22 protein-coding genes are annotated in these 23,361 nt (G+C 37.5%); 8 read left to right on the top strand and 14 right to left on the bottom strand.

Features of this window, described 5'->3' with window-relative positions:
• Window positions 1–52: 52 nt before the first annotated feature.
• Together lnt and Q1K34_RS10930 are read right to left on the bottom strand one after the other, a co-directional pair.
• The gene (lnt, locus tag Q1K34_RS10935; RefSeq protein WP_300438484.1) at window positions 53–1,648 is read right to left on the bottom strand and encodes an apolipoprotein N-acyltransferase; all 1,596 of its coding nucleotides are present in this window, start codon (window positions 1,646–1,648) and stop codon (window positions 53–55) included.
• Between the two features lie 112 nt (window positions 1,649–1,760).
• Window positions 1,761–1,922 (bottom strand): hypothetical protein, encoded by a 162-nt coding sequence (locus Q1K34_RS10930; protein WP_300438481.1) that lies wholly within the window; start codon window positions 1,920–1,922, stop codon window positions 1,761–1,763.
• A 243-nt stretch (window positions 1,923–2,165) separates the two neighbouring features.
• On the opposite strand from Q1K34_RS10930, the gene Q1K34_RS10925 reads away from it, so the two are divergent.
• A complete protein-coding gene (locus Q1K34_RS10925) occupies window positions 2,166–2,918 on the top strand; it encodes a CDP-alcohol phosphatidyltransferase family protein (protein ID WP_300438478.1) in 753 nt (250 codons plus the stop codon).
• On the opposite strand, the gene Q1K34_RS10920 is transcribed toward Q1K34_RS10925, so the two are convergent.
• The 5 genes from Q1K34_RS10920 to Q1K34_RS10900 all read right to left on the bottom strand — a co-directional run bounded on the left by Q1K34_RS10920 (window position 2,906) and on the right by Q1K34_RS10900 (window position 7,722).
• Window positions 2,906–4,657 carry an asparagine synthase-related protein gene (locus tag Q1K34_RS10920; RefSeq protein WP_300438475.1) on the bottom strand — a complete coding sequence of 584 codons (1,752 nt, stop codon included), beginning with the start codon at window positions 4,655–4,657 and terminating at the stop codon, window positions 2,906–2,908. The two genes, Q1K34_RS10925 and Q1K34_RS10920, sit on opposite strands and share 13 nt — an antisense overlap.
• Before the next feature lie 122 nt (window positions 4,658–4,779).
• Window positions 4,780–5,520: an LPS export ABC transporter ATP-binding protein gene (gene lptB, locus Q1K34_RS10915; RefSeq protein ID WP_300438473.1), complete on the bottom strand. Its 741-nt coding sequence runs from the start codon at window positions 5,518–5,520 to the stop codon at window positions 4,780–4,782.
• Between the two features lie 43 nt (window positions 5,521–5,563).
• Window positions 5,564–5,914 carry a carboxymuconolactone decarboxylase family protein gene (locus tag Q1K34_RS10910; protein WP_300438471.1) on the bottom strand — a complete coding sequence of 117 codons (351 nt, stop codon included), beginning with the start codon at window positions 5,912–5,914 and terminating at the stop codon, window positions 5,564–5,566.
• Window positions 5,915–5,917: 3 nt separating this feature from the next.
• Window positions 5,918–6,757: a twin-arginine translocase subunit TatC gene (gene tatC, locus Q1K34_RS10905; protein ID WP_300438469.1), complete on the bottom strand. Its 840-nt coding sequence runs from the start codon at window positions 6,755–6,757 to the stop codon at window positions 5,918–5,920.
• The gene (locus Q1K34_RS10900) at window positions 6,757–7,722 is read right to left on the bottom strand and encodes a KpsF/GutQ family sugar-phosphate isomerase (RefSeq protein ID WP_300438466.1); all 966 of its coding nucleotides are present in this window, start codon (window positions 7,720–7,722) and stop codon (window positions 6,757–6,759) included. Before Q1K34_RS10900 ends, tatC begins: the two co-directional genes overlap by 1 nt.
• An 84-nt stretch (window positions 7,723–7,806) precedes the next feature.
• Between Q1K34_RS10900 and recQ the strand changes: the two genes are divergently transcribed.
• A complete protein-coding gene (gene recQ / locus Q1K34_RS10895) occupies window positions 7,807–10,005 on the top strand; it encodes a DNA helicase RecQ (protein ID WP_300438463.1) in 2,199 nt (732 codons plus the stop codon).
• A gap of 198 nt (window positions 10,006–10,203) precedes the next feature.
• Here recQ and Q1K34_RS10890 read toward each other — a convergent pair whose 3' ends face one another.
• From Q1K34_RS10890 to Q1K34_RS10880, 3 genes are all read right to left on the bottom strand, one after another.
• Window positions 10,204–10,806, bottom strand: coding sequence for an outer membrane beta-barrel protein (locus tag Q1K34_RS10890; protein ID WP_300438461.1), 603 nt, complete (start codon window positions 10,804–10,806; stop codon window positions 10,204–10,206).
• A 121-nt stretch (window positions 10,807–10,927) separates the two neighbouring features.
• Window positions 10,928–11,881 carry a transketolase family protein gene (locus tag Q1K34_RS10885; RefSeq protein ID WP_300438459.1) on the bottom strand — a complete coding sequence of 318 codons (954 nt, stop codon included), beginning with the start codon at window positions 11,879–11,881 and terminating at the stop codon, window positions 10,928–10,930.
• 117 nt (window positions 11,882–11,998) lie between these two features.
• Window positions 11,999–12,970 carry a transketolase gene (locus Q1K34_RS10880; protein WP_300438456.1) on the bottom strand — a complete coding sequence of 324 codons (972 nt, stop codon included), beginning with the start codon at window positions 12,968–12,970 and terminating at the stop codon, window positions 11,999–12,001.
• 42 nt (window positions 12,971–13,012) lie between these two features.
• On the opposite strand from Q1K34_RS10880, the gene tgt reads away from it, so the two are divergent.
• The 6 genes from tgt (at window position 13,013) to Q1K34_RS10850 (ending at window position 19,751) form a co-directional block, all read left to right on the top strand.
• The gene (gene tgt, locus Q1K34_RS10875; protein WP_300438453.1) at window positions 13,013–14,143 is read left to right on the top strand and encodes a tRNA guanosine(34) transglycosylase Tgt; all 1,131 of its coding nucleotides are present in this window, start codon (window positions 13,013–13,015) and stop codon (window positions 14,141–14,143) included.
• Between the two features lie 9 nt (window positions 14,144–14,152).
• On the top strand, window positions 14,153–15,229 hold the full coding sequence (locus Q1K34_RS10870; protein WP_300438450.1) for an LptF/LptG family permease: 1,077 nt from the start codon (window positions 14,153–14,155) through the stop codon (window positions 15,227–15,229).
• A 97-nt stretch (window positions 15,230–15,326) separates the two neighbouring features.
• A complete protein-coding gene (locus Q1K34_RS10865) occupies window positions 15,327–16,280 on the top strand; it encodes an acetyl-CoA carboxylase carboxyltransferase subunit alpha (RefSeq protein ID WP_300438448.1) in 954 nt (317 codons plus the stop codon).
• A 167-nt stretch (window positions 16,281–16,447) separates the two neighbouring features.
• Window positions 16,448–17,995: a replicative DNA helicase gene (dnaB, locus tag Q1K34_RS10860; protein WP_300438445.1), complete on the top strand. Its 1,548-nt coding sequence runs from the start codon at window positions 16,448–16,450 to the stop codon at window positions 17,993–17,995.
• Window positions 17,996–18,068: 73 nt separating this feature from the next.
• Window positions 18,069–19,319, top strand: a complete 1,251-nt coding sequence (locus Q1K34_RS10855) for an asparagine synthetase B (RefSeq protein ID WP_300438616.1) — start codon at window positions 18,069–18,071, stop codon at window positions 19,317–19,319.
• 9 nt (window positions 19,320–19,328) lie between these two features.
• Entirely contained in the window at window positions 19,329–19,751 is a 423-nt protein-coding gene (locus tag Q1K34_RS10850; RefSeq protein ID WP_300438442.1) for a secondary thiamine-phosphate synthase enzyme YjbQ, read from the top strand.
• 56 nt (window positions 19,752–19,807) lie between these two features.
• On the opposite strand, the gene rplT is transcribed toward Q1K34_RS10850, so the two are convergent.
• From rplT to thrS, 4 genes are all read right to left on the bottom strand, one after another.
• Entirely contained in the window at window positions 19,808–20,152 is a 345-nt protein-coding gene (gene rplT / locus Q1K34_RS10845) for a 50S ribosomal protein L20 (RefSeq protein ID WP_300438439.1), read from the bottom strand.
• 121 nt (window positions 20,153–20,273) lie between these two features.
• Window positions 20,274–20,471: a 50S ribosomal protein L35 gene (gene rpmI, locus Q1K34_RS10840; RefSeq protein ID WP_011708523.1), complete on the bottom strand. Its 198-nt coding sequence runs from the start codon at window positions 20,469–20,471 to the stop codon at window positions 20,274–20,276.
• A gap of 109 nt (window positions 20,472–20,580) precedes the next feature.
• Window positions 20,581–21,132 carry a translation initiation factor IF-3 gene (infC, locus tag Q1K34_RS10835; protein ID WP_300438614.1) on the bottom strand — a complete coding sequence of 184 codons (552 nt, stop codon included), beginning with the start codon at window positions 21,130–21,132 and terminating at the stop codon, window positions 20,581–20,583.
• 21 nt (window positions 21,133–21,153) lie between these two features.
• Window positions 21,154–23,106 (bottom strand): threonine--tRNA ligase, encoded by a 1,953-nt coding sequence (gene thrS / locus Q1K34_RS10830; RefSeq protein WP_300438431.1) that lies wholly within the window; start codon window positions 23,104–23,106, stop codon window positions 21,154–21,156.
• Window positions 23,107–23,361 lie beyond the last annotated feature (255 nt).

The raw sequence follows: 23,361 nt of genomic DNA, 5'->3' as shown, positions 1-23,361 counted from the left end.
TTCTCACTTCTCACTTCTCACTTCTCACTTCTCACTTCTCACTTCTCACTTCTCAGGCAGGTCTATTTCTGCGGAATTTAACCATCGCAAATAAAAATATGAATAAAGCCAGAAACTGGGCAATTCTAGCGAGGTAGTCACCATATTTTACATAAAAGGTTTTTTCAGAAAGAAGGCCTACTTTCCCAACAAAACTTCCTTTTTTCTCATATTCAAGTTTTTTAATGATATCTCCTCTTGAATTAATAATCGCTGATATGCCTGTGTTTGCACTTCGGGCAACAAAGCGTCTGTTTTCAACTGCGCGTAACCTGGCATAGCTTAAATGTTGTTCGTGCCCTTCAGTATCTCCCCACCAGGCATCATTGGTTATAATACTTAGAAAGTTAGCACCATTTTCAACATAGCCGGTTACATACTCCCCGTAAACCGACTCATAACAAATAATTGGGGCAGTTCCCACATTTTCTTCCAGCCACAGGACTTCGCGATCCTCCTGAGTGGTTTTCATAGCCACGGTGCCACCCAAATCTATCATGATGTCTCCTAACATTGGTTTTAAAACACTTTGATAAGGAAAATTTTCTACACCAACAACGAGTTTCGATTTATGATAAAGTTGAGTGCTATCTGCGGAATTCTGAACCATAAATGCCGAGTTATAATCATTATACCAGTCATTAAATCCTAATTGATTGGTTTGCTTGCCTACTTTTTCAGGATCGCTGAAACGGTCAAACATACTTACTCCACCCAGGAAGCTAAGACCCTGTTCTAAACCACTAATCTGTCTACCGAAGAAAACTGCTTCAGAATTCTCAAAATTTGAAAGCTGGGTTCCATCAGCAAAAACAGTTTCCGGGGCAATAATAAGATCTGTTGACTCGCTTACAGCTTTTCGACTCAAATCCAATAGAAGTTCTCCAATTCGGGTATCTGTAGTGTTATATTTTTCGGTGTAAGGATCAATATTCGGCTGAAGAATGACCACTTCCAGCTTTTGCTGAGGTTCTTCATAATTATAATAAAGAATCCAGGAGATTGTGAGCGGAACTAAAATGAGCAAACCAACTTTTAGGATAGCTCTATAAATAATACCTTTTTGTTTGAATTCTTTATATTGAAGTATTGCCTTGAAAATAGCAATATTTGCCAGCCAGATCCATAGGGTTCCACCAAAGGTACCTGTAAATTCATACCATTGCACCCAACTGATGTATTCTGAAAAAACATTTCCCAGGTTGAGCCAGGGCCAGGAGAAGTCCCAGTTTAGGTGCATCTTTTCAAAGACCATCCATAGACTTACAAGAAATGCAGAAGCCGCACTAAAACCAGTCCTTTTTGCCACGATATGGTATAACAAAAAGACGATGGACATCAACAGGGAATTTGCCAGTACGGCGAAAGTTCCACCGAATATTGTGGAGTACGCTACCCAATAGGTCGTTATTATGTTCCAGATGAAGAAACTTAAATAAGAAAGTCCGAAAACCTTTAATTTTATCCGGCTCTTAGAATAATTTCTTAGCCGAAATTCAGCAATTAAAAGCGGAACATAGGAAAAGAATATAAATAAGGGAAAACCATACGTGGGCCAGGATATAGCCAGTAATATTCCCGTTAAGAAGGCATAAATAAAATTTTTCATAAAGCAGAGCTGTGTTCAAAAATAGCAAACTCTGTTCTATTACCAATTAACAGTTATCAATTATCAGCTAGCCTGAGGGATTTTGAAGAGTGAAGCACGTGTAATTATGAAGTTATATATTCTGGGTTATGGCCGTTCCTGGTTTGTAGTTTCTTGTTTGTGGTTTATTAGTATTATAAAGTGATGCTGAAACGAGTGCAGCATGACGTGAATAAAGTTGATGGGTTTTTTCAGCTATTTTTTTCAAAATGATAGGGAAGATATGATTTGGCATTCCAGATTAGGAATTTTTAAAATAAGATGCTAAAACGAGTTCCGTATGATATGAATAAAGTTGATGAGATTTCTCACTTCGCTAATGCTTCGTTCGAAATGAAAATTTATATTTTAAGTTCTGTCATTTCGACCACAGAGAGAAATCTGTGCTTCAGTTTTACAATAGTTTCAGATTAAGCAAATATTTAGATCTTTTTCAATTCAAAATAGTAGATTAGTAAATCCTAACTAAAACCACTCCATGGGAATTAAAAGACATATCCCCAATTTTATCACCTTATTAAATCTTCTTAGTGGAAGTGTAGCTGTAATTTTTGCAGTAAAAGGAAATTTAGTGCTGGCAGCCATTTTTGTAGCTGCAGGAATATTTTTTGATTTTTTTGACGGACTTGCGGCCAGATTACTCAATGTTAAAAGCGAAGTAGGGCTTCAATTAGATTCCCTTGCCGATGTGGTGACCAGTGGCGTAGTGCCGGGAATAGTAATGTATCAGTTGTTGATGAAAGCACTCCCTGCAAACAGTGGACTCGGTTCCGACTGGAATTCATCGGTTTTTGATATCCAGATGAAACCATTTGCTCTTATAGGGTTGCTTATAATACTTGCTTCCGCATATAGACTGGCCAAATTTAATGTAGATGAACGCCAAACCGATTCTTTTATAGGTTTACCAACACCTGCCAACGCTTTATTAATTTTAAGTTTGCCTCTAATCCTGACCTATCAGCCGGGGCCATTTATTTCCAGTCTTTTATTGAACGAATGGTTTCTGGTAGGACTCACGCTAGTGAGTTGTTATCTACTGAATGCAGAACTTCCATTATTTGCTTTAAAATTTTCAGATTGGGGGTTCAAAGAAAACAAACTTCGCTACTTCTTTATTATTAGCTGCATTGTGCTTATAATATTCTTAAAGTTTATTGCAATTCCGGTAATCCTCTTACTTTACGTCTTATTATCAGTTATATCTAATACAACTTCTTACTCAGGCTGATTTTTGATTAGATCGAGTTCTGCATTTAGAGTTGCACCACTAATAATATCCATATTTGCAAAAGGCCATTTTATTAGATTTTTTCTATTTTCAGCTAGAGAATAAAAAACTTTAGAATATTTATTATCAAGTTGATTATTTTCATAATAATCCAGAATATTTTCTAGCATTCCATCCTGTTGATAAACCTTGGCCCAGTTAATTGAGGGTAAAAGTCGATATCGCATGTTAATATCTTTATTACTCATCATTCTTATTATAAGCCAATCATCAATTTTTGATCTTATTGCCCAAATTGGAATCTTTACTAAATTATTTGAATTTTGGGGAACTACTGGAATCTGACTAGTTGGTATTTTTCCAAAACCTTTTAATTCAGGAACAGTTTTAAGCAATGTATTTGCAAAGCGATAATATAACCTTTGATTTGGGTGTATATTACTAGTTTTTTTTAGCATTTGCATTGACATTCCAGGGCTAAATGCATAAAATTTTTCATTGCATATATTTACCTGCCTTGATAAAATCATTCTAGTATATGTATACCATGAAAATAGTTCGTCATATAATTCAGTAAAGGGTAGGTGGTGCGATTCGATCCTTCTGAAAATTTCTTCAGCATCGTCTATCGTTTCCTTGATGATTCTTTTCTTGCTTGTAGTGAAGTTTAATTTATCAAACCAAAAATCTACATGCCAGGATAAAATAAAATTCATTTTTTTATTTTTCCATTGTTTAAAAGAAAGTGGGTTTCCCGGGGTTAATTTAATATTCTCATTTTTTACATAGTATTTGTAAAAATTCTTTTTTCTAAATTGCCCTGTATTTAATTTTTGGATGTTTCTGCCTGGCAAGGCCTCACATAATTCTCCAAGTATTATAGGCTTCTTTGCTCTTGGATCAATTTGGGTTAATATTTCTAACCACGAATTTAAATTAACAGCTTCGGTTTCTCTCGTATATTTATAAAAAAGGTTCTTTTTGGGGAAATATTGATTCGGGTCAAAAAGAATAATATGCTTGGCTCCCTTTTTTTTAGCTAATCTCGCAGCTACTTTGCTTTCATAGTTTTTCGGGCTGCCGAAGGTGTAGGCCGAAATATTTTTATTTACAATAGCGCCTAGAGCAATCCTACTATCTATACCTCCACTAAGTGCAATATTTACTTCTTTAAAACCCTGAGTACAAAGGGATACTTCCTTCTTATATTGATTCCAATAATTTTCTAAATCAATGTTGTTAAGGTTTGTTTCCTCTATTTTCTGGTAAAGAGAGTTATCGAATTTTTTTTCTATGATTTTACCTTTGTTGTTGATTTTAATCCATTCCCCCGGTAAAAGTCTTTTACAATCCTTTAAAATTGTCCTTGAGCCTATATTGCAAAAATTGGGTCCTATCGCCCGTTGCATTATACCTGTTTTGTCTTGCTGTGCTGCAGAATACCTTCCTATTAAAATAAGGCTATTAGAAATATAAATTTGACCTTCATCTAATAAATAATATAATGGATAAATATTACATAAGTCTGAGGTAATTACAATATCAAAATATGTTTTATCAAGGATAAGGGTAGAAAAACTACCCGTAATATGGTCAGCCACGGGCCAATTCTTAAACACATGTTGAATAGCCGATTTTTTTTGAGGTACTAATTTCTCGAATGAATAATCCCGTAGATATCCATTTGTAAAAGAAATAAGATTTGCTGTTTCTGTAAGTGTAGCCGTATCATTGATCAATAAGGTATTCCAACCAAATTCCTTTAGTTCCAGATTTTCAAAATCTTTAGCAAGGCTCGGATCAAGTTTTTTATTGGTAAATAGGAATTTCATAATTAGCCATTAAATTAATTTTTTTTTGACTAATTAAATAGTTTCTTTTTCCGAAGCTCGAAATTCTGCCCAAGATAAACTTTACGTACCATTTCATCTTCGGCCAGTTCTTCAGGCATACCGTGTTTAAGGATGCTTCCTTCAAACATTAAATATGTCCTGTCTGTGATCGCCAATGTTTCCTGTACGTTATGATCTGTAATTAGAATCCCGATGTTCTTATCTTTTAGCTGGGCTACGATGCGTTGGATATCTTCAACCGCCACCGGGTCTACACCCGCAAAAGGTTCATCAAGTAATATGAAATTTGGGTCTGTAGCCAGGGCCCGGGCAATCTCGGTTCTCCTACGCTCCCCTCCACTTAAAAGGTCACCACGATTTTTTCGGATATGATTTAATCCAAATTCCTCGATAAGCGATTCCATCTTCATTACCCGTTCCTTCTTGGAAAGGTCTGTAAGTTCAAGAACGCTCATGATATTATCTTCTATACTAAGTTTTCTAAAAACAGAAGCTTCCTGCGCAAGATAGCCTATTCCGTGCTGTGCCCTTTTATACATAGGATATTTTGTAATATTCTGTTTATCGAGAATGATATCACCACTATTCGGTTTTATCAAACCCACGATCATATAGAAAGAAGTGGTTTTACCGGCGCCATTTGGCCCCAGTAACCCCACAATCTCTCCCTGATTTACTTCTACTGAAATGCCTTTAACAACATCTCTTCCTTTATATGTCTTAACAAGTTTTTCAGCACGTAATTTCATAATCTGATTTTATATTGCCGATAGCACAGAAACTATACCGTAATCACTGTTTACTATCTTCCAGGGCTTCCCAGTATTCGAAAGCTCTTCTTAAATGAGGAATTACAATAGTTCCTCCGATCAGGGTTCCAATACTCAGGGTTTCCATAATTTCCTCGCGGGTAATTCCTTCCTTATGGCTTGATTCTAAATGGTATTTTACGCAGTCATCGCACCTAAGAACCGTAGAGGCAACTAACCCTAGTAGCTCTTTGGTTTTTTTATCCAATGCGCCTTCGGTAAAGGCATTCGTATCGAGATTAAAAATTCTTTTAAGAACTTTATTGTTTTCAGATAAAATCTTATCGTTCATTTTGGCGCGGTACGAATTAAATTCGTCAACCTTATCTATCATAGCTTATTTTTTTAATTTTTCTTTTTCTTCTTCTTTTTTATACATGATCCTTGAAATAATGATGCTTACTTCATATAATATCAAAACGGGTATTGCCACAATTACTTGACTTACAATGTCTGGTGGGGTGATAATCGCTGAAAGCACCAGTACAATAACCAAAGCATACTTTCTATATTTTTTTAGAAATTGCGGGGTAACCACCCCTACTTTGGTTAGGAAATAGATCACAATGGGCAATTCAAAGATCAATCCACTGGCCAGCACTGAAGCCCTTACTAAACTTATGTAACTACTTAAATCAAATTCATTTAACACAATTTCACTTACCTGATATTTTCCCAGGAAATTTATGGATAGAGGAGTCACCACGTAATAACCAAATAGGACACCAAGGAAGAATAAAATGGAAGTCACAAAGATAAATCCCTTGGCATATTTACGTTCGCTGCCATGCATTGCAGGAGCCACGAATTTCCAGAATTCATAAATCACATAGGGAAATGCTATAATGAAACCGGCAGTAATAGAAGTCCAAACGTGTGCAGAGAACTGTCCACCCATGGTTCTACTTTGTATTTCAAAAGGTAATTCATCAAAACAGAAACCTCCATCTATACCTATATATGAGGATATGCGGCAAAGAATATCATAAGAAAAGAAATCACCTTTAGAAGGTCCAAAAAGCAATACATCAAATATAAAACCTTTGAGCAAAAATGCGATTCCTCCGGCAATGACTACTGCCAGCACAGCTCTAATTAAATGCCATCTTAATTCTTCCAGGTGGTCTAAAAAAGACATTTCATTGCCAGGTTCTTCCTGGGGGGCTATTTTATCCATTATAAAATTCCTTCTCTTATTAAATTATGTAAATGTACCACTCCCGCATACTTTCCATTTTCCACGGCTAATAATTGCGAGATTTGGTTTTTTTCCAATACGTCCAATGCTTCTACCGCCAGCGTATCCTGCTCAATCGTCCTGGGATTTTCACTCATAATATCCCTGGCTTTCAGGCCTTTTATTTCCTGATGATCTTTCAGCATTCTACGAATATCGCCATCTGTAATAATACCTACGATTTTATTATTTTCCAAAACAGCCGTTACTCCCAGCATTTTTTCTGAAATTTCAATAATAGCATCTGCAATATTGGTATTTGGTGAAACCTGGGGAATCATATTTTGAGAAGTAATATCACTTACTCTTAAATAAAGCTTTTTACCCAGGGAACCGCCGGGATGATATTTAGCGAAATCCTTACTGCTAAAGCCCTTCAGATTTAGAAGGCAAATAGCAAGTGCATCGCCAATCACCATTTGAGCGGTAGTACTTGTTGTGGGTGCCAGGTTATTGGGACAGGCTTCTTTTTCTATGTAGCAATTCAAAACATAGTCTGCTTCCTTTCCTAAAAAAGATTCCTTGTTTCCTGTAAGTGCGATGAGGGTATTGTTGAAATTTTTTATTAGAGGCACCAGCACCTGTATTTCAGGACTTGTACCGCTTTTTGAGATACAAATTACAATATCGTTATCCTGAACGATTCCCAGATCACCGTGAATAGCATCTGCAGCGTGCATAAAGATGGAAGGGGTGCCGGTAGAATTTAAAGTGGCTACTATTTTATTGGCAATAATAGCACTTTTTCCTATCCCGGTAACCACCACACGACCTTGAGATCTATAGATGACCTCCACCGCTTTGGTAAAGTCTTCGTCAATGAAATTTTCGAGGTTGGCAATTGCTTCTGCTTCGTTGGAAATGGTTTCTTTTGCAGTAGAAATGATTTGATCGCTAAGTTTCAAATTAGATTAAATTAAGAATTGCAGGTACTAAAGAAATATGTATATTTAGTAATGCAAATGTATGTAAAATTGTAACACAATTGAATGGGTTTGACCGAAATTGATTTACACAAAGAACTGAAGAGGTACTTTGGATTTAGTCAGTTTAAGGGGCTTCAGGAAGAAGTAATTACCAGTATCGTGAAAGGAAATGACACGTTTGTGGTAATGCCAACTGGCGGAGGTAAATCACTATGTTACCAGCTCCCTGCGCTTATTTCAGACGGTACTGCTATTGTGGTTTCGCCCCTTATAGCTTTAATGAAAAACCAGGTTGATGCTATACGTAGTATCTCCTCTGAACATGGCGTAGCCCATGTACTGAACTCCTCTTTAAATAAAACTGAAGTTAATCAGGTAAAGGCAGATATTAGAAATGGTATCTGTAAACTGCTATACGTAGCTCCTGAATCCCTCACCAAGGAAGATTATGTAGATTTTCTAAAAAATCAAACTATTTCTTTCCTGGCGGTAGATGAAGCGCATTGTATTAGTGAATGGGGTCACGATTTTAGACCTGAATACCGAAATCTTCGCCATATTCTGAAGAGGATTGGAGATAATATCCCGGTAATTGGCCTAACAGCCACGGCAACTCCCAAAGTACAGGAGGATATCCTGAAAAACCTGGGAATCACCGGAGCTAAAACTTTTAAAGCGAGTTTTAACCGACCTAACCTTTATTATGAAGTAAGGCCGAAAACGAAGAATATAGAGGCAGATATTACCCGATTTGTTAAGCAGAATGATGGAAAGTCGGGAATTATATATTGCCTTAGCAGAAAAAAGGTAGAAGAGCTCGCGCAAACACTTCAGGTAAATGGAATAAAAGCAGTGCCTTATCATGCAGGCCTAGATGCAAAGACCAGGTCTAAACATCAGGATATGTTCCTCATGGAAGACATCGATGTGGTAGTTGCAACCATTGCCTTCGGAATGGGCATAGATAAGCCCGATGTTCGCTTTGTGATCCATCACGATATTCCTAAAAGTATTGAAAGCTATTATCAGGAAACCGGTCGTGCCGGCAGGGATGGTGGCGAAGGACATTGTCTTGCCTTCTATTCCTATAAGGATATTGAGAAGCTGGAAAAATTCATGAGTGGTAAACCTGTAGCTGAACAGGAAATTGGCCATGCTTTGCTTCAGGAAGTGGTCGCATATGCTGAAACTTCAATATCCAGAAGAAAATTCATTCTGCATTACTTTGGTGAAGAATTCGATTCTGAAACAGGAGAGGGAGCAAGTATGGATGATAATATTCGTAATCCTAAGAAACAGGTCGAAGCGAAACAGGACCTGGAGCTGTTGCTTAAAACAGTTAAGGAAACGAATGAATTATATAAATCTAAAGAGATTGTAAAAACACTTATTGGAAAATCCAATGCGGTTATTCTTTCCCATAAAACCGATGAGCATCCTCTCTTCGGAAAAGGAAGTCATCAGGATACCAATTATTGGATGGCACTTACCCGACAGGCACTTGTTTCAGGTTTTCTAAAAAAAGATATTGAGACTTATGGTGTTGTGAAAATTACCGATAAAGGAAAAGAATACCTTAAGGATCCTGTGTCATTTATGATGACAGAAGACCATATTTATAATGCTGCCACCGAAGAAGCAGTGAATAAGGCAGAAAAAGCAGGCGCTTCTGTAGACGCTCAATTGGTAAAGATGCTAAAAGAGCTTCGGAAAAAAGTAGCTAAGAAGAAAGATTTGCCTCCATTTGTGATTTTTCAGGATCCATCACTGGAAGACATGGCTTTAAAATATCCGGTTACTATTGAAGAGTTAAGCAATATACACGGAGTAGGAGAAGGAAAAGCCAAAAAGTATGGAAAGGAGTTTGTAGAGTTAATTGAACGCTATGTAGAAGATAATGATATTGTAAGACCAGACGATTTTGTAGTAAAATCTACAGGGGCTAATAGTTCCCTAAAGCTTTATATCATTCAGAATGTAGACAGAAAATTGCCTTTAACAGACATTGCTTCTGCAAAAGGAATGACTATGACTGAATTTATCAAGGAAATGGAAGCTATAGTTTATAGTGGGACCAAGCTGAATATCGATTATTGGCTGGACGATATCCTGGATGAAGATCAGCAGGAAGAAATTCACGAATATTTCTTAGAGGCTGAAACCGATAAGATTGATGAAGCCATGGAAGAATTTGACGGAGATTACGATGATGAAGAACTAAGATTATATAGAATCAAGTTTATTAGTCAGGTGGCTAATTAGGAATTAGTGGAATTTTAAACTTGAATCAGCAAAAATAATTCTTATTTAAATGTTATTTCGAAAGAGCAAAGCGACTGAGAAATTTCACTGATTATAGATTTCTCCCTTTGGTCGAAATGACATACATACACTCATCTAAGATTAATGCATAAAAAAAACCCGGAAATTCCGGGTTTTTATTTCCTGATAATGTTTTATTTATAAAGTATAGGAAACACTTAATATCCATTGAGATGGACGGGAATCAATTCTGAATCCTGAATCTGTCGCAAGATCTCCACCCTGGGCAAAATTATCCTGAAAAGAGCCTTCACGCCTAACGTCAAATCCTAATCTTCCAAGATCCAGGCCTAAACCCAGTTGGTAACCTACGGTGATGTCTTTTTCTACATCTTCAATTTCAAGATTGGAGTCTTCTATTTCATTTTTTAAGATATACTGAAAAGAGGGTCCGGCTTTTATATTTAAAGGTCCCAACACATTTACTCCTAACAAAACCGGCGCATCTACCTTACTAAGCTTATATTCAAAAGCTGAATATTCCGTATTCAACTCGGTATACACCAGTTCTGGTTGAATAAATATCCCAAGTAATTCAAATTGAGCAAAAAAGCCCGCATGAAAGCCTGTCTTATTTTCGCCATCTTCAAAAGATGAGGTGAAATCTTCTGAAACCTGACTATAAGATTCATATTCACCGGTTGCTCCATAATTTAAACCTCCTTTAATCCCAAAACTGGCATTCTGAGCATGTGTTCCCAATCCGGTAATTAGAATGGCGGCTAAGATTAATTTTTTCATATTCTTCATATTTATCGTTTACTTTCTATAACGTACTTTAAGTATTGTTTATTTCTGCCAAATTAAAAAAGCCTTTCAGTAAACTAGCTGAAAGGCTCTTAAATTATTGATAATTAATATATTATTTGCGTTTTAAAACTTTTTCAGTAGCCTTGATAATCGCAGCGGAGTTTAAACCATATTTATCCATCAATTGAGCCGGAGTTCCACTTTCACCAAAAGTATCCTGTGTTGCCACGAATTCCTGAGGCGTAGGATGGTTTTCTGCCAGCGTTCTGGCTACACTTTCTCCTAATCCTCCTAAAAAGTTATGCTCTTCGGCAGTAACCACGGCGCCTGTTTTTTTAGCAGAAGTAATAATCGCTTCTTCATCTAAAGGTTTAATAGTGTGAATATCGATCACTTCAGCACTGATTCCTTTTTCATTTAATTCAACCGCAGCCTGAATGGCTTCCCATACCAAATGTCCGGTAGCAATGATGGTAACATCACGTCCTTCATAAAGTTTTACTGCTTTCCCTATCTCAAATTTCTGATCTTCTGGAGTGAAATTCGCCACTTTTGGTCTTCCGAATCTAAGGTAAACCGGGCCGTCATGTTCAGCAATAGCTAAAGTCGCCGCTTTCGTCTGATTGAAATCGCAAGTATTGATCACCGTCATTCCCGGTAACATTTTCATCAAACCTATATCCTCAAGAATTTGATGGGTTGCGCCATCTTCACCTAAAGTTACTCCGGCATGACTTGCACAAATCTTTACATTTTTCCCTGAATAAGCCACGCTCTGGCGAATCTGGTCATAAACTCTTCCTGTTGAAAAGTTGGCAAAGGTTCCGGTAAAAGGAATTTTTCCTCCTATCGTCATTCCGGCAGCCATTCCTATCATATTTGCTTCTGCAATTCCAACCTGGAAAAAACGTTCCGGATGATTCTCTTTGAATTCGTCCATTTTTAGTGAACCGGTAAGGTCTGCGCAAAGTGCTACTACATTTTCATTGGTTTTTCCCAGTTCGGTTAAACCAGCTCCAAATCCAGATCTTGTATCCTTACTTCCTGTATTTTTATATTCTTTCATAAGCCTCCCCAACCCCTCCAAAGGAAGGATCTGTACGGGTTGTATTTTATGCGTTATTAATATTCACTTTATTTATCTGTAATCAAAACTCCTCCCCTTCGGGGAGGCCAGGAGGGGCTAATAATCTCCCAGTGTTTCCGGGTTTTGAGAAAGTCCTGTTTCCAGTTGTTCATCATTTGGAGCCTTTCCATGCCATGCATGCGTATGCATCATAAAATCTACTCCATTCCCCATTACAGTATTCATTAATATACAAACCGGTTTGCCTTTGCCAGTTCTTGATTTTGCTTCTTTTAGACCATCAATTACCTGTTTTAGGTCATTGCCATCTTCAATTTCCAGTACATCCCAGCCAAAAGCTTCGAATTTTTCTTTAAGATTTCCCAGCGGAAGTACGGTTTCAGTACTACCATCAATCTGCTGACCATTTAAATCTACAGTAGAAATTACATTATCTACCTTATTTCCGGCGGCATACATGATTGCTTCCCAGTTCTGGCCTTCCTGAAGTTCACCGTCTCCATGCAAAGTATAAACAATGTGCTTGTCATTATTTAGTTTTTTTGCCTGGGCAGCACCAAGGGCAACACTCATTCCCTGGCCTAAAGATCCTGATGCGATCCTGATTCCTGGTAAACCTTCATGTGTTGTTGGATGGCCCTGAAGACGAGAGTCTATTAAGCGGAAAGTGTTTAATTCTTCAACCGGAAAATATCCACTGCGGGCAAGTACGCTGTAAAACACAGGAGAAATATGGCCATTAGATAAGAAGAACAGGTCTTCATCTTTTCCGTCCATATCAAAATTGGTGTTGTGGTCCATAACTTCCTGATACAGTACGCTAAAAAATTCAGCACAGCCTAAGGATCCTCCCGGGTGTCCCGAATTTACCTTATGAACCTGCCTCAGAATGTCCCGGCGAACCTGGGTAACAAAATCTTGTAATTCGTTGATGTCTGGCATTTTAAATTGTGTTGTTTTATTGCCGCAAAAATAAGTTTTTAAAAAGCTTTGGCAAAGCAACCGGTGCCCAGTTATTAACTTTTTATCGAAAATACTAACAGTCTTAAGTGATAATTGCACTTCCATTTGATATTTACTTGAGTATCTTTGCACCGATTAAATTGAACTATGGATTTTGAACTTTTAACTACCGATCCCGGTAGTAGAGCACGTGCAGGAAAAATAACTACAGATCATGGGGTCATAGAAACTCCTATTTTTATGCCGGTTGGTACGGTGGCTTCAGTAAAAGGCGTTCACCAGAGCGAATTAAAAGAAGATATTAATCCCGATATAATTCTTGGGAATACCTACCATCTCTATTTAAGACCTCAAACCAATATATTAAAGAAAGCAGGTGGTCTTCACAAATTTATGAACTGGGATCGAAATATTTTAACCGATAGTGGAGGTTACCAGGTGTATTCACTTTCAGCAAGAAGAAAGATCAAAGAGGAAGGAGTGAAGTTTAAATCTCATATAGATGGCTCCTACCATACTTTTACTCCGGAAAATGTCATGGAAATTCAAAGAGCGATCGGTGCCGATATTATCATGGCGTTTGATGAGTGTACTCCATACCCCTGTGATTATAATTACGCTAAGAGATCGATGCATATGACGCATCGTTGGCTGGACAGGTGTATTAAACATCTGGAGAAAACACCGGCGATCTATGATTATCAGCAAACTTTATTTCCCATAGTTCAGGGGAGTACTTATAAAGATTTACGTAAGCAATCTGCGGAATATATAGCCAACGCGGGAGCAGAAGGAAATGCTATTGGCGGACTTTCAGTAGGGGAACCTGCGGAAGAAATGTATGCCATGACTGATGTGGTTACTGAAATTCTACCCGAAGACAAACCACGATACCTGATGGGCGTGGGAACTCCTATTAATATTCTTGAAAATATCTCGCTGGGAATAGATATGTTTGATTGTGTGATGCCTACCAGGAATGGAAGAAACGGAATGCTCTTTACTTCCCATGGTACTATTAATATTAAGAACAAGAAATGGGAAGATGATTTCTCTCCTATAGATCCAGAAGGGGTAAGTTTTGTAGATTCACAATATTCCAAAGCATACGTTAGGCATTTATTTAGCGTTAATGAAATGCTAGGCAGGCAAATTGCCAGTATCCATAACCTGAGCTTTTATCTTTGGTTGGTGAGAGAGGCGAGAAAACATATCTTAGCCGGAGATTTCCCTGCCTGGAAAGATAAGATGGTCAGGCAAATGGATAAACGATTATAATCCCGAAATTTGAAAATTCTTGACTGGTACATACTTAAGCGATATTTAGGCACCTTTACCATGATGCTGGTGCTGTTTATTCCCATCGGCATTACCGTAAACCTTGCTGAAAAGATCGATAAAATTCTGGAAAATGAGGTTCCGTTTGTTGAAGTAGCCAATTATTACCTTGATTTCACGATTTATTTTGCCAATCTTCTTTTTCCCATATTTTTATTTTTATCGGTAATCTGGTTTACTTCTAAACTGGCGATGAATACCGAGATCGTAGCTTTTTTAAGTAGTGGCGTATCTTTTTATCGATTTTTAAGACCCTATTTAATAGGTGCTACTATTGTTTGTATTGGCGCTTTAATTTTAGCCATGTACCTTGCGCCCCAGGCTAGTAAAGGTTTTAATGAATTTAAATACCAGTATTTAAAACGGGGCGAACAAACCCAGGAAACCAATGATGTATACAGGCAGATCAATGATAACGAGTATATCTATGCCAGTCACTTTCAGCCAAAAACAAAATCGGCAAGAAATTTTACTTTGGAACATTTTGAGGGAAACGAACTTAAATTCAAAATAAGCGCTTCCAGTTTAAGGTATAGTGATGAAGACAGCCTTTATAAACTTACCAGAGTAGATAAAAGGATCATTGGAAAGGAAGAAGATAGTATTATGTATATGAGAACACTGGATACCATCCTGCCTTTCGAATTTGATGAGCTTACTCCAGAGTCTTATATTGCTGAAACGCTTAATTATACTGAATTAAACGATTTTATTGAAAAAGAGCGCCGCCGTGGTTCAGGTAATATTAATAGATATCTTGTTGTGGCATACAAGCGGTGGAGTATCCCAATTTCAGCATTTATATTAACGATTATTGCGGTTGCCGTGGCATCCTTTAAAAGAAGAGGAGGGATGGGAGTGAACCTTGCCGTTGGAATTACCCTTGCTTTTATTTTTATTTTCTTTGATAAGGTTTTTGGGACCATGGCAGAGCAATCCACTTTTTCACCATTAATTGCGGTATGGTTTCCAAATATTGCCTTTGGAGTGCTGGCAGTAGTGCTGTTATTCCGCGCTAAGCGTTAACTCTCAAATTCGTTGAAAATTTAAACTTTATCGGGGAAATCTATCTTTTTAAAGTTGTTATATTTGTAAGCTATAAAAAATAATTACCATAAACAGTATGGAATATTTAGATTTTGAACAACCTATTAAAGAACTTGAAGAACAATATTCTAAAGCATGTAATATTGGAGAAGAGAGTGAGGTTGATGTAACCGCTACCTGTAAACAGATCGAGAAGAAATTAATCGAGAAGAAGAAGGAAATCTACAAGAATTTGACTCCCTGGCAGCGCGTTCAGCTTTCGAGACATCCTAACAGACCTTATACTTTAGACTATATCAATGCTATTTGTGGAGACACTTTTCTTGAATTGCATGGTGATAGAAATGTAAAGGACGATAAGGCAATGATCGGTGGACTTGGAAAGATCGATGATCAAAGTTTTATGTTTGTTGGTCAGCAGAAGGGGTATAATACTAAGACCCGACAATATAGAAACTTTGGGATGGCCAATCCGGAAGGATATAGAAAGGCGCTTAGATTGATGAAATCTGCTGAAAAATTCGGCGTTCCTGTAGTATGTTTTGTAGATACACCAGGTGCATATCCTGGATTAGAAGCTGAAGAAAGAGGGCAGGGTGAGGCCATAGCTCGTAATATTTTGGAAATGACTCGGCTTAAAGTGCCAATTTTTGTAGTAATCATAGGCGAAGGAGCCAGTGGAGGAGCTTTAGGAATTGGTGTAGGTGATAAAGTGATGATGCTAGAGAATACCTGGTATTCTGTAATCTCTCCTGAATCCTGTTCTTCCATTTTATGGAGAAGCTGGGAATACAAAGAAATCGCTGCCGAAGCGCTTAAATTGACTTCTATAGACATGAAGAAGCAGAAGTTAATTGATGAGATCGTAAAAGAACCTCTGGGAGGAGCACATTCTAATAGAGAAGAGATCTTTAATACGGTAAAATCTTCGATTTCCAATGCTTATTCTGAGTTTAAAAACTTATCACCAGAAGAATTGGTTGAAAAAAGAATGGATAAATATTTAGACATGGGAGTGTTTAAAGGATAAGTTCTTTATTTATACAATATCACTAAAAATCCGGATACTCATTTCCGGATTTTTTTGGCTTATTAACATAAAAATATACTTATTAACAGGTAAAATGTTCATTACCTGTTAAGTAAGAAAGGGCAATCCCGTTAAGATAGTCTTAACAAATTTTTTACTTTAGAGATATGGAAAAAATCACCTCCCCCCAAAATATTACATATAAAAAATCTAATGTAGTAAGTCTTGAAAAAGGAAAAGTTCCGCCGCAGGCAGTTGATTTAGAGGAAGTTGTGCTTGGAGCTATGATGATCGATAAAAAAGGAGTGGATGAGATTATAGATATTTTAATTCCTGAAGCATTTTATAAGAACAGTCATAAGCTTATCTATGATGCGATAAAAAAATTATTCGATGCATCTGAGGCAATTGACTTATTAACCGTTTCTAACCAACTAAAAAAAGAAAAGGTTTTTGATAAAGTTGGTGGGGATTATTACTTGATTCAGCTTACACAGAAGGTTTCGAGCTCTGCGCATATTGAGTTTCATGCGCGAATCATCCTTCAGAAATATATTCAAAGAAGTTTGATTAAGATCTCTAACGAGATTATAGAAGAAGCATTTGATGAAGGCACCGATGTTTTTGATCTTTTAGATTCTGCCGAATCTAAACTTTATGAAGTAACACAGGGGAATATTAAACGTTCTACCGAAACGGCTCAAAGTTTAGTAATTCAGGCGAAAAAGAAAATTCAGGAAATTTCGAATAAAGAAGGGCTAAGTGGAGTGCCATCAGGTTTTGATAAACTGGATGAATTAACTTCTGGTTGGCAACCTTCAGATTTAATTATTGTGGCAGCACGTCCCGGTATGGGTAAAACGGCACTTACGCTTTCTATGGCCCGAAATATTGCGGTAGATCAGGGGATTCCCGTGGCTTTCTTTTCACTGGAAATGTCTTCTGTCCAATTGATCACCCGTTTGATTTCTTCTGAAACCGGTCTTTCTTCGGAAAAACTGAGAACCGGTAAACTGGAGCAGCATGAATGGGAGCAGTTGAACGTGAAAGTTAAGGACCTTGAAAAAGCACCCTTATTTATAGATGATACGCCTTCACTTTCAATTTTTGACCTTAGGGCAAAAGCTCGCCGACTTGCTTCGCAGCATGGGATTAGAATGATTGTGATAGATTATCTTCAGTTGATGACGGCCGGTGGATCCCAAAAAGGTGGAAACAGGGAACAGGAAATTTCTACAATTTCCCGTAACCTTAAGGCTTTGGCAAAGGAATTGAATGTTCCGGTAATTGCACTGTCCCAGCTTTCGCGAGCAGTAGAGACACGTGGAGGTAGTAAGCGGCCATTACTTTCTGATCTTAGAGAATCTGGAGCAATTGAACAGGATGCCGATATCGTATCCTTTATTTATCGTCCTGAATATTATAAGATTGAAGAATGGGATGATGAAGAAAGAACTCCCACTCAGGGACAGGGTGAGTTTATTGTTGCAAAACACCGTAATGGTGGATTGGAAAATATCAGGCTTAAATTCATTGGAGAACTCGGTAAATTTGATAATTTAGAAGACTTTAATTTTCCATCTGAAATCCCATCCAGTATGAATAGTGGTGGGGATAATGATTTTGGAAATTTTAATTTACCAAACCCAAGTGCCGATGAGGCTTTTGGAAGCTCAATGAATAGCGATGATGACGATAATGATGTTCCTTTCTAAACTTAAACCGCTAAATTCAGCTAAAGGAATCTTTATAGATAAAAATATAAGAAGCAGCAACAAGTTTAAAAGCATGTTGCTGCTTTCTTTTTTTATGCTACAATCTTTCCAGGTTTTTGCATCGAAAATACTAATCCCTATGGACGCGGAATCTCAAGGAAATCATTTGAAAGCTTACGGAATTGTTTATTATTCGCTGGAGAATCAACTTTCGGTTAACTGGTTACTGAATTATAGAGGAGGTTCATTTTTAATATCAGATTCAGATAAGCTAAGAAAAGAATGTAAGATTCGCGGGGTAGATTTCGAAGTGGTCAGTGATAACCTGTCTGCTTCAATTCTGGAAGAGATCAGTAGTCCATCAAAGAATATGGAATCTGTTGTTTTGGAAAAAGCTCCGAAAATAGCCGTTTATAGTCCAACTGGTAATAAGCCATGGGATGATGCTGTTACTATGGCATTAACCTATGCTGAAATCCCTTATCAAACCATATATGATATAGAAGTTTTGAATGATGCTTTGCTGCTGTATGATTGGTTACACCTGCATCATGAAGATTTTACGGGGCAGTATGGGAAATTCTATCGTACTTTTAGAACAACGCCGTGGTATATAGAAGAAAAACAGGAAGCTGAACGACTCGCCAGGGAGCTTGGATATTCCAAGGTCTCGGAGGAAAAACTTGCGGTAGCCATAAAGATAAGGGATTATGTTGTTGGCGGCGGATTTATGTTTGCCATGTGCAGCGCTACCGATAGTTTTGACATCGCCCTGGCAGCAGAAGGCGTGGATATTGCAGAAGCTATGTTTGATGGTGACCCAAGCGAACCGGGTTACCAGGCAAAGATTGATTTTGATAACACCTTCGCTTTTACCAATTTTGAATTGGAAAGAAGCCCCATGGTATATGAATTTTCCAGCATCGATATGACTGAAAAAAGGCAAATTCAGAAAGAGAATGATTATTTCTCACTGATGGATTATTCTGCTAAATGGGATGTAGTTCCTACGATGCTTACCCAAAACCATACGCGGCTGGTGAAAGGCTTTATGGGGCAAACCACCAGTTATGATCCAAATACGGTGAAACCCGGAGTGCTTATTATGGGAGAAAGCAAGCTGAACGGTGAGGCTCGTTACATTCATGGAATAAAGGGAAAAGGCTTTTTTACCTTTTATGGAGGGCATGATCCTGAAGATTACCAGCACAGAGTAGGTGATCCAAAAACAGAATTAGAATTGCATCCTAATTCTCCCGGTTACAGACTAATTTTAAATAATGTGCTTTTTCCGGCAGCAAAGAAAAAGGAGCAGAAAACATAATTAGAATAAATGGAAATTTATCAAACAGAAATTAGATTGAAACCTCGTAGTCGTGGTTTTCATCTGATTACCGATGAGATCATATCTCAGTTTTCAGAAATTGAAGATTTCGGTTTTGGGATGCTGAATATTTTTATCAAACATACTTCAGCCGGGCTTGCTATAAATGAAAATGCCGATCCAACTGTAAGAGAAGATTTTGAAAGCCATTTTAATAAAATGGTTCCGGAGAATCAACCCTATTATAAACATACTACCGAAGGACCTGATGATATGCCGGCCCATATTAAAACTACACTTACCGGAAATTCGCTTCAAATCCCTATTACCCATGGAACCCTGAACTTGGGAACCTGGCAGGGGATTTACCTTTGTGAGCACAGAAATAATGGAGGTTCCAGAAAATTAGTTCTTACTGCTTATGGAGAGTGATAAAACAAAAAATCCTGCCAAAAGGCAGGATTTTTTTATAAGAGAGTATAATCGTTTTATTTTACTTTTTCTACAATCGCTTTGAAAGCTTCTGGGTTGTTCATCGCCAAATCGGCAAGAACCTTACGGTTCAATCCAATATCACTGGTTTTGAGTTTTCCCATAAATTGAGAATAAGATAATCCTTCCTGTCTGGCTGCAGCGTTTATACGCATTATCCATAAAGAACGGAAATTACGTTTCTTAGCTTTACGGTCTCTGTATGCATAAAGCATAGCTTTATCAACCGCATTTTTAGCAACAGTCCAAACGTTTTTACGGCGTCCGAAATAACCTTTTGCTTGCTTTAAAACTTTTTTTCTACGTGCCCTTTTGGCAACTGAGTTTACTGATCTTGGCATATTTTACATTTTTTTGTAGCAGGCGATCCAATAATTCATAATTTTAAATTCTGAATTCTGAATTCTTTTATTGGCCCAACTCCATGGTTAAATAATTTATTAAAACCTCAAGAGCTTCAATTTACTTTAAACGTAATTGAAGTTTGACATTGTCCTTATCTGCATCATGTACCAAAGTACTGTGAGTTAAGGCTAGCTTACGTTTCTTAGACTTCTTTGTTAAGATATGACTCTTAAACGCGTGCTTTCTTTTGATCTTACCAGTTCCTGTAAGCTTAAAACGCTTTTTGGCACTGGATTTAGTTTTCATCTTAGGCATTGCTGTCCTCTTTTTATAATTAACTCTCTTATTCTCTTTATATCTTAACCTTTCAATGCTCCTCTCCTTTGGAGAGGTCAAAACTGCAAGGGCAGTTTTGGGAGAGGTATTATTTTGATTTTTTAGTAGGAGACAAGAACATAGTCATTCTTTTTCCTTCTAATTTTGGCATTTGTTCTACCTTACCGTATTCTTCAAGATCCTGAGCCAGTCTTAAAAGAAGGATCTCTCCTTTATCTTTAAAAACGATCGAACGTCCTTTGAAAAATACAAAAGCCTTTAACTTTGCACCGTCTTTCAAGAATTTTTCTGCATTACGTTTTTTAAATTCGTAATCATGATCATCTGTGTTGGGACCAAATCTAATCTCCTTAACTACCACTTTACTGGCTTTGGCTTTCATGGCCTTCTCCCGTTTCTTTTGTTCATAAAGAAACTTCTTGTAGTCCATTGCTTTAACAACAGGAGGCTTTGCATTCGGAGAAATTTCAACAAGATCCAATCCTAATTCCTGTGCTATAGACAGGGCTTTTTTGGTTGGATAAACATCCATTTCTACATTATCACCAACCAGACGTACTTCTTCAGATCTAATTTTTTCGTTGATCCTGTGTTGTTCTTCTTTTTGTCGGCCGAATCTGTTCGGTTTTCTTCTACGTATTGCTATGGCTCAAAATTTAAATTAAACTTCCGTTTTAAAAGGCTTTAAGGTACTATTGATTTCTGTATTTATCAAATTGGCGAAATCTTCAATTTTCATCGTCCCCAAATCACCTTCGCTATGTTTTCGAACAGAAATCGTACCATCTTTGGCTTCCTGCTCCCCAACGATAAGCATATATGGGTATTTGTTAACTTCTGCTTCCCTGATTTTTTTGCCAATAGTTTCATTCCTATTGTCAGCAAGGGCGCGAATTTCGTTATTTTCAAGCAAAGTTAAAACTTTTTGTGAGTATTTTTCATATTTCTCACTGAGTGAGAGAATAATAGCCTGTTCAGGCATTAGCCAGAGAGGGAAATTTCCACCGGTGTGCTCTAAAAGAATAGCTACAAATCGCTCCATGCTGCCAAAAGGTGCGCGGTGAATCATGACGGGGCGGTGTGACTCATTGTCACTTCCCTTGTATGTCAGGTCAAAACGTTCTGGTAAGTTATAATCTACTTGGATGGTTCCTAACTGCCAGCTTCTGCCTAAGGCATCCCGTACCATGAAATCCAGTTTTGGACCGTAAAATGCTGCTTCACCGGTTTCAATCACATAGTTCAATCCCTTTTCTTCCGCAGCATTAATAATGGCGGTTTCGGCTTTCTCCCAGACATCATCAGAGCCGATATATTTTTCTTTATTATCAGGATCTCTTAAAGAAACCTGGGTGACAAAATCGTCAAAACCTAAAGATTGGAAGACATATAAGGTAAGGTCTATTACTTTCTTAAATTCTTCATCCAGTTGCTCCGGCATACAGAAGATATGTGCATCATCCTGGGTGAATCCGCGAACCCTGGTTAGACCATGTAGTTCACCACTTTGTTCGTATCTGTAAACAGTTCCAAACTCAGCGAATCTCTTTGGAAGATCCCTGTAACTCCAAGAAGATGCGTTATACATTTCACAATGATGTGGGCAATTCATAGGTTTAAGCATGAATTCCTCACCTTCATTAGGAGTGGAAATAGGCTGAAAACTGTCTTCGCCATATTTAGCGTAGTGTCCCGAAGTTACGTAAAGCTCTTTACTACCAATATGCGGACTAACTACCATTTCATATCCGGCTTGTTTCTGAGCCTTTTTGAGGAAATTTTCAAGACGTTCTCTTAAAGCAGCTCCTTTAGGTAACCATAATGGTAATCCCTGACCTACTTTCTGGGAAAAGGTGAATAGTTCAAGTTCTTTCCCCAGTTTTCTGTGGTCTCGTTTTTTTGCTTCTTCCAGGAGCTCTAGATATTCCTTTAATTCTTTTTGCTTCGGAAAAGAGATCCCGTAAACTCTCGTGAGTTGAGGGTTGTTTTCATCCCCTCTCCAGTAGGCACCGGCAACACTCATTAATTTCACTGCTTTAATAACTCCGGTATTAGGAATATGACCACCTCGGCAAAGATCAGTAAAAGTGTCATGGTCGCAGAAAGTAATTTCTCCATCCTGAAGATTTTCAATAAGCTCTACCTTAAACTGATTGTTCTCTTTCTTGTAAAAATCAAGTGCGTCCTGCTTGGAAACTTCCCTTAATTGAAAATTATGCTTTCCACGGGCAATTTCCAACATACGATCTTCAATCTTTTTAAAATCATTTTCCGAAATCTTATGTTCCCCGAAATCTACATCATAATAAAAGCCTCTTTCAATCGCAGGGCCAATAGTCAACTTCGCCCCGGGATAAAGATCCTGAATAGCCTGAGCCATTACGTGAGAAGTTGAATGCCAGAAAGCTTTTTTTCCCTGCTTATCATTCCAGGTAAATAATACAAGATTGCCATCCTCATATAAAGGTGTTGTTGTTTCTACAGTTTCATCATTGAATTTAGCGGAGATAACATTTCTTGCTAAGCCTTCACTAATGCTTTTGGCAACCTCTATGGGAGTAGTGCCTTTTTCAAACTCTTTAATACTTCCGTCTGGCAGAGTAATCTTGATCATTTTATTCATTTTTTACGAAGCCACAAAGATAAGGTGTTGAGTTTGGTTGCGCAATACATATATGTATATAGGTAGTTATTATATTAAGGTGACAGAATTCTGTTGAATAGGATGTGGTGATATTGATAGTTTTCAAAATATTTATAATGCTAAAACATGTGTTTAGTAGGTTGTTATGTCTGAAGCTGATTTTTACTTCTAAAAAACTCAAATTTTTATTTGGTGGAAAGGAAGAAGTTGGTGTATATTTGCAGC

Origin of the sequence: Christiangramia sp. (assembly GCF_029937855.1) — a bacterium.
Taxonomy (GTDB): Bacteria; Bacteroidota; Bacteroidia; order Flavobacteriales; family Flavobacteriaceae; genus Christiangramia.
Note: the sequence above shows the minus strand (reverse complement) of the source record. Positions and strands in the feature narration are given on the sequence as shown.